Origin of the sequence: Pseudomonas sp. S34, assembly GCF_009866745.1 — a bacterium.
Classification (GTDB): domain Bacteria; phylum Pseudomonadota; class Gammaproteobacteria; order Pseudomonadales; family Pseudomonadaceae; genus Aquipseudomonas; species Aquipseudomonas jessenii.
In genome coordinates this window covers 424,311-440,211 of record NZ_CP019398.1, presented here as the reverse complement: position 1 = coordinate 440,211, position 15,901 = coordinate 424,311, and the positions used below count along the sequence as shown (strand labels likewise).

At 60.6% G+C, this 15,901-nt stretch carries 10 protein-coding genes; 1 reads left to right on the top strand and 9 read right to left on the bottom strand.

What is annotated here, in order from left to right; genetic code table 11:
- Positions 1 to 5: 5 nt before the first annotated feature.
- The 9 genes from gltB to PspS34_RS01870 all read right to left on the bottom strand — a co-directional run bounded on the left by gltB (position 6) and on the right by PspS34_RS01870 (position 13,045).
- On the bottom strand, positions 6 to 4,451 hold the full coding sequence (gltB, locus tag PspS34_RS01910) for a glutamate synthase large subunit (RefSeq protein ID WP_154861179.1): 4,446 nt from the start codon (positions 4,449 to 4,451) through the stop codon (positions 6 to 8).
- 349 nt (positions 4,452 to 4,800) lie between these two features.
- Complete coding sequence (locus tag PspS34_RS01905) at positions 4,801 to 6,402, bottom strand: AAA family ATPase (RefSeq protein ID WP_150811959.1); 1,602 nt, start codon at positions 6,400 to 6,402, stop codon at positions 4,801 to 4,803.
- A gap of 10 nt (positions 6,403 to 6,412) precedes the next feature.
- Complete coding sequence (gene aroB, locus PspS34_RS01900) at positions 6,413 to 7,513, bottom strand: 3-dehydroquinate synthase (protein WP_057712349.1); 1,101 nt, start codon at positions 7,511 to 7,513, stop codon at positions 6,413 to 6,415.
- A 151-nt stretch (positions 7,514 to 7,664) separates the two neighbouring features.
- Positions 7,665 to 8,183 carry a shikimate kinase AroK gene (gene aroK, locus PspS34_RS01895; protein ID WP_057712350.1) on the bottom strand — a complete coding sequence of 173 codons (519 nt, stop codon included), beginning with the start codon at positions 8,181 to 8,183 and terminating at the stop codon, positions 7,665 to 7,667.
- A gap of 4 nt (positions 8,184 to 8,187) precedes the next feature.
- A complete protein-coding gene (gene pilQ / locus PspS34_RS01890) occupies positions 8,188 to 10,257 on the bottom strand; it encodes a type IV pilus secretin PilQ (protein WP_154861180.1) in 2,070 nt (689 codons plus the stop codon).
- Positions 10,258 to 10,270: 13 nt separating this feature from the next.
- The gene (locus PspS34_RS01885) at positions 10,271 to 10,798 is read right to left on the bottom strand and encodes a pilus assembly protein PilP (protein WP_154861181.1); all 528 of its coding nucleotides are present in this window, start codon (positions 10,796 to 10,798) and stop codon (positions 10,271 to 10,273) included.
- Positions 10,795 to 11,418, bottom strand: coding sequence for a type 4a pilus biogenesis protein PilO (gene pilO, locus PspS34_RS01880; RefSeq protein ID WP_154861182.1), 624 nt, complete (start codon positions 11,416 to 11,418; stop codon positions 10,795 to 10,797). The genes PspS34_RS01885 and pilO overlap by 4 nt, the downstream gene beginning before the upstream one ends.
- Positions 11,415 to 11,981 (bottom strand): PilN domain-containing protein, encoded by a 567-nt coding sequence (locus tag PspS34_RS01875; RefSeq protein ID WP_154861183.1) that lies wholly within the window; start codon positions 11,979 to 11,981, stop codon positions 11,415 to 11,417. Before PspS34_RS01875 ends, pilO begins: the two co-directional genes overlap by 4 nt.
- Positions 11,981 to 13,045, bottom strand: coding sequence for a pilus assembly protein PilM (locus PspS34_RS01870; protein ID WP_154861184.1), 1,065 nt, complete (start codon positions 13,043 to 13,045; stop codon positions 11,981 to 11,983). Before PspS34_RS01870 ends, PspS34_RS01875 begins: the two co-directional genes overlap by 1 nt.
- 214 nt (positions 13,046 to 13,259) lie before the next feature.
- On the opposite strand from PspS34_RS01870, the gene PspS34_RS01865 reads away from it, so the two are divergent.
- On the top strand, positions 13,260 to 15,701 hold the full coding sequence (locus tag PspS34_RS01865; protein ID WP_154861185.1) for a penicillin-binding protein 1A: 2,442 nt from the start codon (positions 13,260 to 13,262) through the stop codon (positions 15,699 to 15,701).
- The last annotated feature ends 200 nt before the right edge of the window (positions 15,702 to 15,901 follow it).

Here is a 15,901-nt window from a genome sequence, read left to right as displayed (position 1 = left end):
GCATATCACTGCGGGTTGGCACGGGTGCTGGAAAGCAACGTTTTCAAGCTGGCAGCCTTGGGCTTGACCAACCAGAAACGGCGCAGGTAGTCATCGAGGTTCTCGGCGAGTTCACGACCCCACTCGCTGTCGGTTTCCTCGACGTACTCGTTCAGCACGCGCTGCAGGTGGCTACGGTAGGCTTCCATCGCCTCGCCGCTGATCCGCTGGATTTCCACCAGTTCGTGGTTGACCCGGTCAACGAAGGTGTTGTCCTGGTCGAGCACGTAGGCGAAACCGCCGGTCATGCCAGAGCCGAAGTTGTAACCGGTCTTGCCCAATACGCAGACGAAACCACCGGTCATGTACTCGCAGCAGTGATCGCCAGTGCCTTCCACGACGGTGTGGGCACCGGAGTTACGCACGGCGAAACGCTCGCCCGCGGTGCCGGCGGCAAACAGCTTGCCGCCAGTGGCGCCGTACAGGCAGGTGTTGCCAATGATGGCACTGTCCTGAGTGCGGTAGACACTGCCCTTCGGCGGAACGATCACCAGCTTGCCGCCGGTCATGCCCTTGCCGACGTAGTCGTTGGCATCGCCTTCGAGGTACATGTGCAGGCCGCCGGCGTTCCACACGCCGAAGCTCTGCCCGGCCGTGCCTTTGAAGCGGAACGTGACCGGCGCGTTGGCCATGCCCTGGTTGCCGTGCTTGCGCGCGATTTCGCCGGAGATCCGTGCGCCGATGGAACGGTCGCAGTTGCAGATATCCAGGTCGAATTCAGCGCCGCTCAAGTCGTTGATCGCCGAGGTGGCCATGTCGACCATTTTCTCGGCCAGCAGGCCCTTGTCGAACGGCGGGTTGCGTTCAACGCCACAGAACTGCGGCTTGTCCGCCGGCACGTGGTCGCTGCCCAGCAATGGAGTCAGGTCCAGGTGATGCTGCTTGGCGGTCTGGCCTTCGAGGACTTCCAGCAGATCGGTACGGCCGATCAGTTCTTCGAGGGAACGCACGCCCAGCTTGGCCAGCCACTCACGGGTTTCTTCGGCGACGTAGGTGAAGAAATTCACCACCATGTCGACGGTACCGATGTAGTGATCCTTGCGCAGCTTCTCGTTCTGGGTCGCGACGCCGGTGGCGCAGTTGTTCAGGTGGCAGATGCGCAGGTATTTGCAGCCCAGGGCGATCATTGGCGCAGTGCCGAAGCCGAAGCTTTCAGCGCCGAGGATTGCCGCCTTGATCACGTCGAGGCCGGTTTTCAGGCCGCCGTCGGTTTGTACCCGGACTTTGCCGCGCAGGTCGTTGCCACGCAGGGTCTGGTGGGTTTCGGCCAGGCCGAGCTCCCACGGAGCGCCCGCGTATTTGATCGAGGTCAGCGGCGATGCACCGGTACCGCCATCGTAACCGGAGATGGTGATCAAGTCCGCGTAGGCCTTGGCCACGCCGGCGGCGATGGTGCCGACGCCCGCTTCCGCTACCAGCTTCACCGAGACCAGCGCCTGCGGGTTGACTTGTTTCAGGTCGAAAATCAGCTGCGACAAGTCTTCGATCGAGTAGATGTCGTGGTGCGGCGGCGGCGAAATCAGGGTCACGCCCGGCACTGCATAACGCAGCTTGGCGATCAGGCCGTTGACCTTGCCGCCTGGCAGTTGACCGCCCTCGCCTGGCTTGGCGCCTTGGGCAACCTTGATCTGCAGTACTTCAGCGTTGACCAGGTATTCCGGGGTTACACCGAAACGGCCGGTTGCAACCTGCTTGATTTTCGAGCTCTTGATGGTGCCGTAGCGCGCCGGGTCTTCGCCGCCTTCGCCGGAGTTGGAACGCGCACCGAGGCGGTTCATGGCTTCGGCCAGGGCTTCGTGAGCTTCCGGCGACAGGGCGCCCAGGGAGATACCGGCGGAGTCGAAGCGCTTGAGCACCGATTCCAGCGGTTCGATCTCGCTCATATCCAATGGAGTGTCGAGGGTTTTGACTTTCAGCAGGTCGCGGATCATCGACACCGGACGGTTGTCCACCAGCGACGTGTATTCCTTGAACTTGCTGTAGTCGCCCTGCTGCACAGCGGCTTGCAGGGTGTTGACCACGTCCGGGTTGTAGGCGTGGTACTCGCCACCGTGGACGAACTTCAGCAAACCACCCTGCTGGATCGGCTTGCGCGGGCTCCAGGCTTCGGTGGCCAGCGCTTTCTGCTCGGCTTCGATGTCGACGAAACGCGCACCCTTGATGCGGCTCGGCACACCACGGAAGCTCAGGTTGCAGACTTCCTCGGACAGGCCGATCGCTTCGAACAGTTGTGCTCCGCGATAGGAGGTGATGGTCGAGATGCCCATCTTCGACAGGATCTTGAGCAGGCCCTTGGTGATGCCTTTACGGTAGTTCTTGAACACCTCGTAGAGGTCGCCCAGCACTTCACCGGTACGGATCAGGTCGCCCAGCACTTCGTAGGCCAGGAACGGATAAACGGCAGAGGCGCCGAAACCGATCAACACGGCGAAGTGGTGTGGATCGCGAGCGGTCGCAGTTTCCACCAGGATGTTGGAATCGCAACGCAGGCCTTTTTCGGTCAGACGGTGGTGCACCGCACCGGTGGCCAGGGAAGCGTGGATCGGCAACTTGCCCGGGGCGATGTGACGGTCACTCAGCACGACCTGGGTACGACCGGCGCGCACGGCTTCTTCAGCCTGATCGGCCACGTTGCGGATCGCCGCTTCCAGACCGACGCTTTCGTCGTAGTTGAGGTCGATGATCGCACGCTCGAAGCCCGGACGATCGAGGTTCATCAGCGAGCGCCACTTGGCCGGAGAAATGACCGGCGAGCTGAGGATCACGCGCGAAGCGTGTTCCGGCGACTCCTGGAAGATGTTGCGCTCGGCACCGAGGCAGATTTCCAGCGACATGACGATGGCTTCGCGCAGCGGGTCGATCGGCGGGTTGGTGACCTGGGCGAACTGCTGGCGGAAATAGTCGTACGGCGTGCGCACGCGCTGGGACAGCACGGCCATCGGCGTATCGTCACCCATCGAGCCCACGGCTTCGTAGCCTTGCTCGCCGAGCGGACGCAGCACCTGGTCGCGCTCTTCGAACGTGACCTGGTACATCTTCATGTATTGCTTGAGCTGATCGACGTCGTAGAACGCCGAACCGTGGTCGTTGTCTTCCATGGTCGCCTGGATGCGCAGGGCATTCTTGCGCAGCCATTGCTTGTACGGGTGACGGGACTTCAGACGGTTGTCGATCGCATCGGTGTCGAGGATCTGACCGGTTTCGGTGTCCACGGCAAAGATCTGGCCCGGGCCAACGCGGCCCTTGGCGATCACGTCTTCAGGCTGGTAGTTCCAGACGCCGATTTCCGAAGCCAGGGTGATGAAACCGTTCTTGGTGGTGACCCAACGCGCCGGACGCAGACCGTTACGGTCGAGCAGGCACACCGCGTAGCGACCGTCGGTCATTACCACGCCGGCCGGGCCGTCCCACGGTTCCATGTGCATCGAGTTGTATTCGTAGAACGCACGCAGATCCGGGTCCATGGTCTCGACGTTCTGCCACGCAGGCGGAATGATCATCCGCACGCCACGGAACAGGTCGATGCCACCGGTGACCATCAGCTCCAGCATGTTGTCCATGCTCGAGGAGTCGGAACCGACGCGGTTGACCAGCGGGCCGAGTTCTTCCAGGTCCATCAAGTCGTTGGTGAACTTGGTGCGACGGGCCACGGCCCAGTTGCGGTTGCCGGTGATGGTATTGATCTCGCCGTTGTGCGCCAGGAAGCGGAACGGTTGAGCCAGTGGCCATTTCGGCAAGGTGTTGGTGGAGAAGCGCTGGTGGAACACGCAAATCGAGGTTTGCAGGCGCTCATCGCTCAGGTCCGGATAGAAGGCGGTCAAGTCCGCCGGCATCATCAGGCCTTTGTAAATGATGGTCTTGTGGGAAAAGCTGCACACGTAGTGGTCGGTGTCGGCGGCATTGGCCACGGACGAGCGACGACGGGAGGTGAACAGCTTGACGGCCATGTCCTGATCGCTCAGGCCTTCACCACCGATGAACACTTGCTCGATCTGCGGCAGGCGCTCAAGGGCGAGGCGACCGAGGACGCTGGTGTCGATCGGCACTTTGCGCCAGCCGACCAGTTGCAGACCGGCGGCCAGGATCTCGCGGTTCATGTTCTCGCGAGCGGCTTCGGCCTTGACCGGGTCCTGATTGAAGAAAACCATGCCCACAGCGTATTGCTTGGGCATTTCGACGCCGAAGGTTTCCTGGGCGATGGCTCGCAGGAACACGTCCGGCTTTTGAATCAGCAGACCGCAACCGTCACCGGTCTTGCCGTCGGCATTAATCCCACCGCGGTGGGTCATGCAGGTCAGGGCCTCGATGGCCGTTTGCAAAAGGGTATGACTGGGCTCGCCCTGCATATGGGCAATCAGGCCGAAACCGCAGTTATCCTTGAATTCATCTGGTTGGTACAGACCTGCTTTCATAGACACTTTCTCACCAGGCTGCTTCTCGCGAAGCAAATTTCTTTTCAATTCAACCACTTACCAACCGCGCCGAACGTACGCCGGCTTTGCGGGGGCAAAAGGGAGGTCATTGTACACACCGACACAGAGGCTCACAAATTTGACGACGAAATGTCGCAAATCTATGTCGCATTTGTGAAAGGTTTAAAGCGATCTGCTGTGCTAGTCAAAACTTTTTTTAATTCTGACCGCAACGACTCAAAGACTACTGTGACGCAGACACCACAAGGCACGCAGCCCGGAAGGTTGCGCGCACTTGTAGAAATTTTGAGGTGCTTGGAGAGGCGGCCTGGGTAAGGCCGCCGAATCTTCAGCGAGTTGTTGCCAGTTCCTGTTGGACGCTGGCGACAGTGCGAGGCCAAGGTTTACCAGCCTGAACCTTCGCTGGCAAGGCCTTGATGGCGGAAACGGCTGCATCACGATTGGCGAAGTTGCCGTAGGTGATCACGTAGAGCGGCTTGCCATTGAGGACTTTCTTGAAATAACGGTACTCGCCGCCCTGCTCCTTGACGAAGCTTTGTGCGGCAGTTTCGGAGCTGGTGCCGAGGATTTGCACTACATAGTTACCCGGTGCCTGTCCGGCGTACCAGGTGCCGCCAGCGGCCTTGGCCGCCGGAGCCGGTTTCTCGGCAGGCTTGGCCGCCGCAGCAACGGCTGGCTTGGCTGGCGCTGGTGCAGGCTTGGCCACTGGAGCAGGCGCTGGTACAGGCGCAGGCTTGGCGGTGGCGACCTGAGTCGGCGCAGGCGTCGGCTTGGCCGCTGGTGTCGGCGCAGGGCCGGCAGGAACGCCCACAGGCGGCGCAGTGGTGGTCACGGTCGGCGGAGTGGCGCTGGAGCCTTCAACCGGCACGCCGTCGTCACCTTCGGTAATGCCACCTGCCGCTTCAGCCAGCGGACCGCGCATAACCGGTTGCGAGTTACCGACCAACGGCAATGGCATCGGCTGCGTGTTGCCAGCGAATTCTACGGCCGGAGCGCCGCCATTCGCTGTTGGCTGACCCTGGCCAAGCGGCAGTTGCGCCTGTTCATTGGCCGGCGCACCGGTGGTCGGTGCCTTGTTGCGACCTGGAATCAACCAGGCGGCAGCTACCGCGACCACGACCACGGCGGAAATCGCCAACACGTGTTTCTTCGGCATATTGAACCCCATTTTTGGACGCTTGACCGCTGAGCGGCTGGCGATCATGGCTTCGATCATTGCATCGCGGGCGACCTGATTGATGCTGCCAGGCCAACCTTCGGAGCTTTCGTGAATATCAGAGATCTGATCCGCGGTGAAAAGTTCGATACCGCGACCAGCACCTTCAAGCCGCTGCTCCAGATATTCGCGGGTTTCCTCTTCGGTGTAGGGCTGCAGCTCGATGACGTGGAAACGCTCTTCCTCGAGATGCAAAGCCTCAAGCTGAGCAATCAGCGAGGTCTCACCGAACAGGAACACATGCGGGCGGCCTTCAGGCGCACCGGCAGCCAGGACCATCAGAGCCTCAAGGGCGGACTCGTCGAGTTGTTCGGCGTCATCGACCAGCAGATAGACTTCTTGCCCGGTCAGTGCAAGCTGCACCACCTGGGCCAGAATAGCGTCGGCACCAGCCTGGCCGACGTTCAACGCCTGGGCCACCTGACGCAATACCCCGGCCGCATCGCCGGCGCCGCGGGCAGAAACCACCACGCTTTGTACCGATTGCTTGTTGGTGCTGGCGACCAGAGCCTGACGCAACAGGGTCTTGCCACTGCCTTCTGGGCCAGTGACCACCAGCAGCAACTGACTGTAACGGGCCAGGTGATGCAGTTGTCCCAGCACGGGTTTGCGCTGGGCCGGGAAAAATTTGAAGCCAGGCACCCGTGGAGCAAAAGGGTCATGACTCAACTGGTAATGGCCGAGGAAGGCCTCGTCGGCATGCAAACTAGTCATTGTGTTCTTATTAACCTTTAAGCTGAGCCAGGGCGCGGTAGTCTGCCCCCAGCGTGGCCTGTAGAACCTCTTTCGGATAATCGTCGGTCACCACCGCTTCACCCATGTGGCGCAGCAGCACCAGGCGTAAACGACCGTCGATCACTTTTTTGTCAATGGACATATGTTCGAGGAAATCGGCTTCTGTCATTTCTTCCGGCGGAACGACCGGCAGCCCCGCACGCTGGAACAGACGAATGCCGCGATCGCGCTCCTGCTCGCTGATCCAGCCGAGGCGCGCGGACATTTCCAGCGCCATTACGGTGCCAGCAGCCACAGCCTCACCATGAAGCCACACACCATAGCCCATGTGGGTTTCAATGGCGTGGCCAAAAGTGTGGCCCAGGTTCAGGGTGGCACGTACGCCTGTCTCTTTCTCATCGGCACCGACCACTGCCGCCTTGGCCGCACAGGAACGCTCGATGGCATAGGTCAGGGCTTGCTGGTCCAGATTACGCAGGCGATCGACGTTGTCTTCGAGCCAGGTCAGGAACGGCTCATCACAGATCAGCCCGTACTTGATGACTTCGGCCAGCCCGGCGGACAGCTCGCGCGCCGGCAGGGTATTGAGGCTGGCGGTATCGATCAGCACCACGTTCGGCTGATAGAAGGCGCCGACCATGTTCTTGCCCAGCGGATGGTTGATCCCGGTCTTGCCGCCCACCGAGGAGTCGACCTGCGACAGCAACGTGGTCGGAACCTGGATGAAATCGACGCCGCGCTGGTAGCAGGCGGCGGCAAAGCCGGCCATGTCACCGATCACACCGCCGCCAAGGGCGATCACCGTGGTGCGGCGGTCATGCCGGGCGGTCAGCAGACCGTCGAAAATCAGTTGCAGGGTTTCCCAGGTCTTGAAGGCTTCGCCGTCGGGCAGTACCACGGATATCACCGAGAACTGGGCCAGGCTGCGGGTCAGACGCTCGAGATAGAGCGGCGCAACAGTCTCGTTGGAGATGATCGCTACTTGCCGTCCGCGAATGTGCGGGGCCAGCAGCTCGGGCTGATCCAACAAACCTTCGCCAATATGAATCGGGTAGCTGCGCTCGCCTAGATCGACCTTGAGTGTCTGCATGTGTCCCCACAGTGAAGATGGAATCAGGCGTACTGCCTTGAGTTAACGAATATCCACGGCCTCTGCTGGTGTGACGCCGTTCGGTAGCCATCCGCCACAACCTCGAACGGTCATGGCGGGACGCCGAGGATAGCGCATTTCGCACGGCGCTTTAACGGGGTGGCAACTGCTGCAGACGCTCTAGAATGTCGAGTACGACCATTCGTGGCGGCCGCTCATCGGTTTCGACCACCAGGTCGGCAATTTCCCGATAAAGCGGATCGCGGATCGCCAGCAGATCCCGCAGGGTCTTGGCCGGGTCGGCGGTGCGCAGCAATGGCCGATTGCGGTCGCGAGACGTGCGGCCGACCTGCTGCTCGACTGACGCATGCAGATAAACCACCCGCCCACCGGCATGCAGTGCCCGACGATTGGCTTCGCGCATGACCGCGCCCCCGCCTGTCGCCAGCACCACACCGTCGCAATCGCACAGCTCGGCAATCATTGCCTGCTCGCGATCACGAAAACCCGGTTCGCCTTCCTTATCGAAGATCCAAGGGATATTGGCGCCCGTGCGCAATTCAATTTCCTTATCGGAATCTTTGAATGGCAGGCGCAGCTCTTTGGCCAGCAACCGGCCGATGGTGCTTTTTCCAGCCCCCATCGGTCCAACAAGAATCAAATTTCGCACAGAATCAATGACTCACAGCAATCGCCCGATTATTCATGATACGCGGAGTGAGGAATACCAACAGCTCGGATTTTTTCTCCGAAACCACATCACGCCGGAAAAGGCGGCCAAGATACGGCACATCGCCAAGAAATGGCACCTTATCTACAACCTTGCTCTGAGTATTTGAGAAAACACCACCAATGACGATGGTCTCGCCATCGTTGACCAGGACCTTGGCGTTGACTTCGTTTTTCTTGATGGGGGGTACATCCTGAACCTTGTTCAGGTAGTCCGGTTCGTCCTTGGTCACCTTGACTTCCATGATGATCCGGTTGTCGGGCGTGATCTGCGGCGTCACCTCCAGCGACAGCGACGCCTCCTTGAACGACACCGAAGTCGCGCCACTGGAGCTGGCTTCCTGATAGGGAATTTCCGTGCCCTTGAGGATTTTGGCGGTTTCCTTGTCGGACGTGACCACCTTGGGCTGCGAGACGATTTCCCCGTTGCCGGTTTTCTCCATGGCCGTCAGCTCCAGGTCCAGCAAGACGTTATCGGTGATGAAGGCGATGCCGATTCCCGAGGTGTTGTTGGCTACGCCCATGTCGACGAACGGTGAGTTGGTGCTGGTACTGCCGGGCGTGCCAATGGTCGATGACCCATTGAGTCCATTGCTGACGCCGGAGGTGTTCCAGTTGCCCTTGTTCTGTATCGAACCACCCCAGCGCACCCCGAGGCTTTTGTCATAGTCGACGTTGGCTTCGACAATGCGCGCCTCGATCATCACCTGACGCACAGGGATATCCAGCTGCGTGACGATCCTGCGCAGCTCATCCAGCCGGTCCTGGGTCTGGTAGGCAATGATGTTGTTGGTGCGTTCATCGACGGTGATTGATCCCCGTTCGTCGGGTTTCGCTTCGGCACTGGTCACCGACTGGAAGAGCTTGGCGATATCCGCCGCCTTGGCGTAATTGACCTGCAACAGCTCCCGACGCAACGGCGCCAGATCGGCAATCTGCTTCTGCGATTCGAGCTCCTGACGCTCACGGGCAGCAATTTCATCGGCCGGCGCAACCAGCAGGACATTGCCGACCTTGCGCTTGTCCAGCCCCTTGGTTTTCAGCACCAGATCCAGCGCCTGATCCCACGGCACGTTCTGCAAGCGCAGGGTAATTCCCCCCTGGACCGTGTCGCTGGCCACCAGATTGAGGTTGGTGAAATCGGCGATCAGTTGCAGCACCGAGCGCACATCGATGTCCTGGAAGTTCAGCGATAGCTTCTCGCCACTGTAGGCCTGTTGCCCGGCATTGCGTTTTTGCAGTTCGTCGACCGTCGCCGGGCGAACGCTGACCGTGAGCTTATTGTCAGTCTGATAGGTCGAGTAATCGAACGTGCCGCCGGGCTCAATGCTGATGGTGGCTCGATCGCCGCTCGCGCTGGCATTGACGAACTGCACGGGCGTGGCGAAATCCTTCACGTCCAGGCGCACGCGCAATCGCTCGGGCAATAAGGTCTTGGCAAATCCGACGATGATCCTGCCTTCGCGCTCTTGTATGTCGGGCGCAATCGATGGATCCGACAAGTCGATCACCACGTTGCCTTCGCCCTGGGTCCCCCGCTGGAAATCCACACCCCGAATGGCCTTGCCCGCCGTCGCAACGGCTCGTGCCGGAACCGGCGTTGCTACCGCCGCCGGCCTGGATATCGACGGTTTGACTCCCTGCCCGACAACAACCAGCAGATTGTTACCTTCTATTCGCGAGTCGTACGGGGCCGGCTGGGTCAGGTTGATGATCAATCGCGTACGGTCCCGGGCTTCCACCACCGTCGCACTTCGGGCATTTCCACTGCCCAGATCGTGAGTCTTGCTCGCCAGCTGACTGGCGACACCCGGCAAATCCAGGGCAATCCGGGCTGGCGAATCCGTCGTGTAGCCGTGGGGCACCGGGGGCGGCGCATCGAACGACAACTTCAACTCGACACGGTCACCCGGCAGCGCTGCGACATCCAGCGCCTTGAGATTGGCCGCTTGTACCATCGGCGACAACAACGCTATCCATAGCGAAAGGCCGACGGTGGAAAGAATCCTGTTCATTATTGGAGTTCCACTATGAGTGCTCTTTCAAAGGGATGGTCCGGGGACGCTCCAGCCACGCACCCTGACCATCGGGGACAATTTCAACCATATCGACTTGAGAGCCACTGATCGCAACGATCCGTCCGTGGTTACGCCCCAGGTAATCGCCGACTTTCAGCCGGTGCACCCCACCCGCCCCGCGCAGCAGGGCATAGGAGCCCGTTGCATTGGAAAGGGTGCCGACCATTTCAAACTGCTCGATGTTGAAGCCTTCGAGGTATTGCTTGACCCGACCCGGGTCAGGTTTGACGTTACCCGAACCCCGCCGCCGGGCCGCCAGATCAGTGCTGATCTGCGGCGAAAACGGGCTGCGCAGATTCGCCGCGTTGTAAGTGAATGCAGGGTAAGACTGGAATACTGGCGTTGGTTCAATCTTCCCCGGCCCGTGCAGGCGCATTTCGTCCATGTACGCGTCCAGATCGGTGTAGTCATCGCCCCCGCCACAACCGGACAGGGCAGACAGCAACACCACCACCGAAAAACAACGTGCCGGGCTCATTGATGCTGTCCCTTGTCGTTGTAGCGGTAGGTCTTGGCGAGGATGGTCAAGCGCAGTTTCGGACCACCCTCAGGGCTGACAGGAGCCAGATCGAAATCGTGCAAGGTAACGATTCGCGGCAACCCGGCCACACCACTGACGAAGGTGGCCAGGTCGTGGTATTCCCCGGCGACCGTGATCTGGATCGGCAGTTCGATGTAGAACGGCTGGGCCACCTCCGGCAGCAACTTGATCTCTTCGAACTCCAGGCCACTGTCGAGGCCCGTACGCGTGATGTCTTCGAGCAGGCCGGGCACTTCGGTATCGCTGGGCAATTGCCGCAACAGCACGACGAAGGTGTTCTCCATCTCTTTCAACTGCCGGGAATAGAGATCCAGGTTCGCCGCCATGCGGGCCTTGCTGGCGAACTGCTCCTTGAGTGTCGACTCTTCCTCGCGCTTGAGATCGAGCTGGCTCACAAGGTCGCGGGTGGAAAAATTATAGCCAAAGGCCAGCACCAGAAACACGAGCAAAGCGACCACCAGACACTTGATCGCCGGCGGCCAGGAACCCATGTTGCTGGTATCCAGATCATTGATGTCGATCTTGCGCAGCCCTTCAAACCATTCGGACAGACTCATTTGCCCCCCTCCGGTGTTGCGGGTTGAGTCTGGCGGACGGTCAACTGGAAGACGTTTGCCTGCTCCAACTGGCCGGCAGCCGTGGCCTTGACTTCGGTCAGGCTCGGCGCATCGAACCAGTCTGACGCCTCGAGGTTGCGCATCAATTCTGAAACGCGGTTGTTGGATTGTGCGGCACCGGTGATGGACAAGGTCTTTGCGGTCATTTTCACTTCGGTGAAATACACGCCGTCGGGCAGGGCTCTCGCCAACTGGTCAAATATTCGCCCGCTGATTTGGCGATTGCCTTGCAGGTCCTGGATGACGCCCATGCGCTCGACCAATTGCTGACGGCGCGCCTTGAGATCATTGATCTGACTGATTCGCTCATCGACCACGGCGACTTGCTTGCCGATGTAATCGTTACGGGCGACTTGCTGGTCGATGGCACCGCCAATGACCTGGTTCGCGACCAGCACCGTACCCATCGCGCCCACCATTGCCGCCACCAGGACCAGCAGGAAGCGCTTGCGGCGGACTTCACGCCGCTCCTCGCGCCAGGGTAAAAGGTTGATCCGTGCCATCAGTCGAAGCTCCTGAGGGCCAGACCGCAGGCGATCATCAACGCGGGGGCATCACTCGCCAGGGCAGCGCCATTGACCTTGCTGCCCAGAGTCATTTCGCAAAACGGGTTCGCGACCTGGGTCGGGGTGCCCAATTGCTGCTCGATCAAACGGTCCAGCCCCGGGATCGACGCCGTACCGCCGGCCAGCAGGACATGGTCGACGGCGCTGTACTGGCCGGAAGCAAGGAAGAAGTGCAACGAGCGCGACACCTGCTGCACCAGCGCCTCTCGAAATGGCTGCAAGACCTCAGCGGCATAGTCATCCGGCAACCCGCCCTTCTTTTGCGCCAGCCCCGCCTGCTCCAGCGTCAGGCCGTAGCGACGCTGGATTTCCTCGGTCAGTTGCCGACCGCCGAACAGTTGTTCGCGGGTGTAGATAATCCGCCCGTTGTGCAGCACGCTCAGGGTGGTCATGGTGGCGCCGATGTCCACCACTGCGACCGTCAAAGGTTTCTCGGAAACCGCGAGTCGACTGGCCAGAAGTTCGAATGAACGCTCCAGCGCGTAGGCCTCGACATCGACCACGCGGGCGGTCAGCCCCGCCAGGGCCAGGGCGGCCTCGCGGACTTCGACGTTTTCCTTGCGACAAGCGGCGAGCAGCACGTTGACGCGCTCGGGATTACGCCCGGAGGTGCCCTGGACTTCAAAGTCGATCGCGACTTCGTCCAGGGGATAAGGAATGTACTGGTCAGCTTCGATTTTCAGCTGGCTTTCCATTTCGTCTTCGCAAAGACCGGCATCCATCTCGAGGGTCTTGGTGATCACCGCTGAGCCCGCCACGGCCACGGCCACGTTCTTGAGGGCGGTTCTGGCCTTGGCCAGCGCGCGAGTGAGGGCCAGCCCCACACCTTCGAGCTCGGCGATATTCTTTTCGATCACCGCGCCGACCGGCAATGGCTCGACCGCATAGGCCTCGACCCGGTAGCGCTCACCCTGACGGCTCAACTCAAGAAGTTTCACCGAGGTGGAACTGATGTCGATTCCCAGCAGCGTATTGGATTTTTTCTTGAAGAGTCCTGGCACTACCAATTCCCTATGACTTTCCGTGAGTTACGGACTCTGCAATGTCCATTGCGTTCAATCCACCCGTCTTGACAGCAGCGCCAGCCACGCTCCCGATCAGAAAAATGCTTATAATGCCCAGCGTTTTTTTCCGCTTTTGCTCAAGCGCGGGTCGTTCTCGATTAGCCTGAACCCTGTTGCCCAATTCATTTTTTACCCTGGATATCCAAAAGCCTTGATTCGTCTGCTGAAGTTTTTCGGTTGGTCCATCGTCGCGGTTTTCTGCGGACTCCTTCTGGGTCTGAGCGGGGCGTACCTTTACCTTAGTCCCGGACTACCGTCCGTGGAGGCGCTGAGAAGCATCCAGTTGCAGATCCCTTTGCGGGTCTACAGCAGCGATAACAAGTTGATCGCAGAATTTGGCGAAATGCGCCGTACACCGATCCGTTTCGCCGACATTCCCCCCAATTTCATCAATGCGTTACTAAGTGCTGAAGACGACAATTTCGCCAACCACTACGGCGTCGATCCGAGCAGCCTGATGCGTGCCGCGACCCAACTGGTCAAAAGCGGACACATCCAGTCCGGCGGCAGCACGATCACCATGCAGGTGGCGAAGAACTTCTTCCTGACCAGCGAACGCAGCTTTTCACGCAAGACCACCGAGATCCTGCTGGCCCTGCAGATCGAACAGCAGCTGACCAAGGACGAGATCCTCGAGCTGTACGTCAACAAGATCTATCTGGGTAACCGCGCCTACGGCATCGAGGCGGCGGCGCAGGTCTATTACGGCAAATCGATCCGCGATGTCAGCCTGGCGCAGATGGCGATGATCGCTGGCCTGCCCAAGGCGCCGTCGCGCTTCAACCCGCTGGCCAACCCGGCGCGCAGCAAGGAGCGTCGCGACTGGATCCTGGGGCGCATGTACAAGCTCGGAAAAATCAGCGAGGCCGACTACACCGCTGCAGTCAACGAGCCACTGAACGCCAGCTATCACGTGCCGACCCCGGAAGTGAACGCCCCGTACATCGCCGAAATGGCCCGTGCCGAAATGGTCGGGCGTTACGGTAGCGATGCGTATACCGAAGGCTTCCGCGTCACGACCACGGTACCGAGCGACCTCCAGGAGCTGGCCAACACCGCGGTCCACGAAGGCCTGATGACCTACGACCAGCGTCACGGCTATCGCGGGCCAGAGTCGCGGCTGCCGGGCAAGACCCGCGAGGCCTGGGCAACCGAGCTGACCAAACAACGCATCATCAGCGGCCTGGAACCGGCCATCGTGACCCAGATCGACAAGACCGGCCTGCAGGTACTGACCCGCACCGGTCAGGAACACGTGAACTGGGACACCATGAAGTGGGCCCGGCCGTTCCTGAACACCAACAGCATGGGCGCCAACCCGAAACAACCCTCGGACGTGGCCCAGGTCGGCGATCTGATTCGCGTGCAGCGTCAGCCGGACAATTCGCTGAAGTTCAGCCAGATCCCACAGGCCCAGGGCGCTCTGGTGTCCCTGGACCCACAGAACGGCGCCATTCGTTCGCTGGTGGGCGGCTTCGCCTTCGAACAGAGCAACTACAACCGCGCATTGCAGGCCAAGCGCCAGCCGGGCTCGAGCTTCAAACCGTTCGTCTACGCCGCCGCACTGGATAGCGGCTACACCGCCTCCAGCCTGGTGAACGACGCACCGATCGTGTTCGTCGACGAGTACCTGGACAAGGTCTGGCGCCCGAAGAACGACACCAACACCTTCCTCGGCCCGATTCGCCTGCGTGAAGCGCTGTACAAGTCGCGCAACCTGGTGTCGATCCGCTTGCTGCAAGCGATGGGCGTCGGCAAGACCATCGACTACATCACGCGCTTCGGTTTCAACAAACAGGACTTGCCACCCAACCTGTCCCTGGCGCTGGGCACCGCGACCCTGACGCCCATGGAAATCGCCACCGGCTGGAGCGCCTTCGCCAACGGCGGCTACAAGATCACCCCGTACATCATCGACAAGATCGAAAGCCGCAACGGCGACACGCTGTTCGTCGCCAACCCGCCGAGCGTGCCTCAGGGCGGCGCTGCCAGCGATGGCATTGCCGTGCCAACCGCCCAAGCCTTCACGGTCAACGCAACGCCGGGCGAGGCACCGGGCACTACGCCGACACCACAAGCACCCGCCGTGGCCGAACGCATCGTTGATGGGCGCACCACGTACATCCTCAACAGCATGCTTGAGGATGTGATCAAGCTCGGCACCGGTCGCCGCGCGCTCGCCCTGGGCCGCCCTGACATTGCCGGCAAGACCGGTACGACCAACGAATCCAAGGACGCCTGGTTCTCCGGCTACAACGCCGATTACGTGACGACCGTGTGGACCGGCTTCGATCAACCGGAAAGCCTGGGTCGCAAGGAATTCGGCGGCACCGTCGCGCTGCCGATCTGGATGAACTACATGGGCGCCGCGCTCAAAGGCAAACCACCGCATACTCAATCGGAGCCCGAAGGCATCCTCAGCCTGCGAGTCGATCCGATCAGCGGTCGCGCAGCCAGCCCGGGCACCCCGGGGGCCTACTTTGAACTGTTCAAGGTCGAAGATACGCCACCGTCCGGGAACGAGCTGGGTAACGGTCTGGCACCTGGCAGCCCACTGCCGGCGGATGAAGCGGCGCCGATCGATTTGTTCTGATCACGGCAATATTAAAACGCCCTGCCTTCGAGAGAAGAGCGGGGCTTTTTATTGCCTGCCGGTTTTGATGTTGGCCGACCCGGCCTCTTCGCGAGCAAGCCCGCTCCCACAGGATTGGAGGCGAACACAAACCTGTACTCACCCTCGTCCAATGTGGGAGCGGGCTTGCTCGCGAAGAGGCCATCAAAAACCCCACAAAA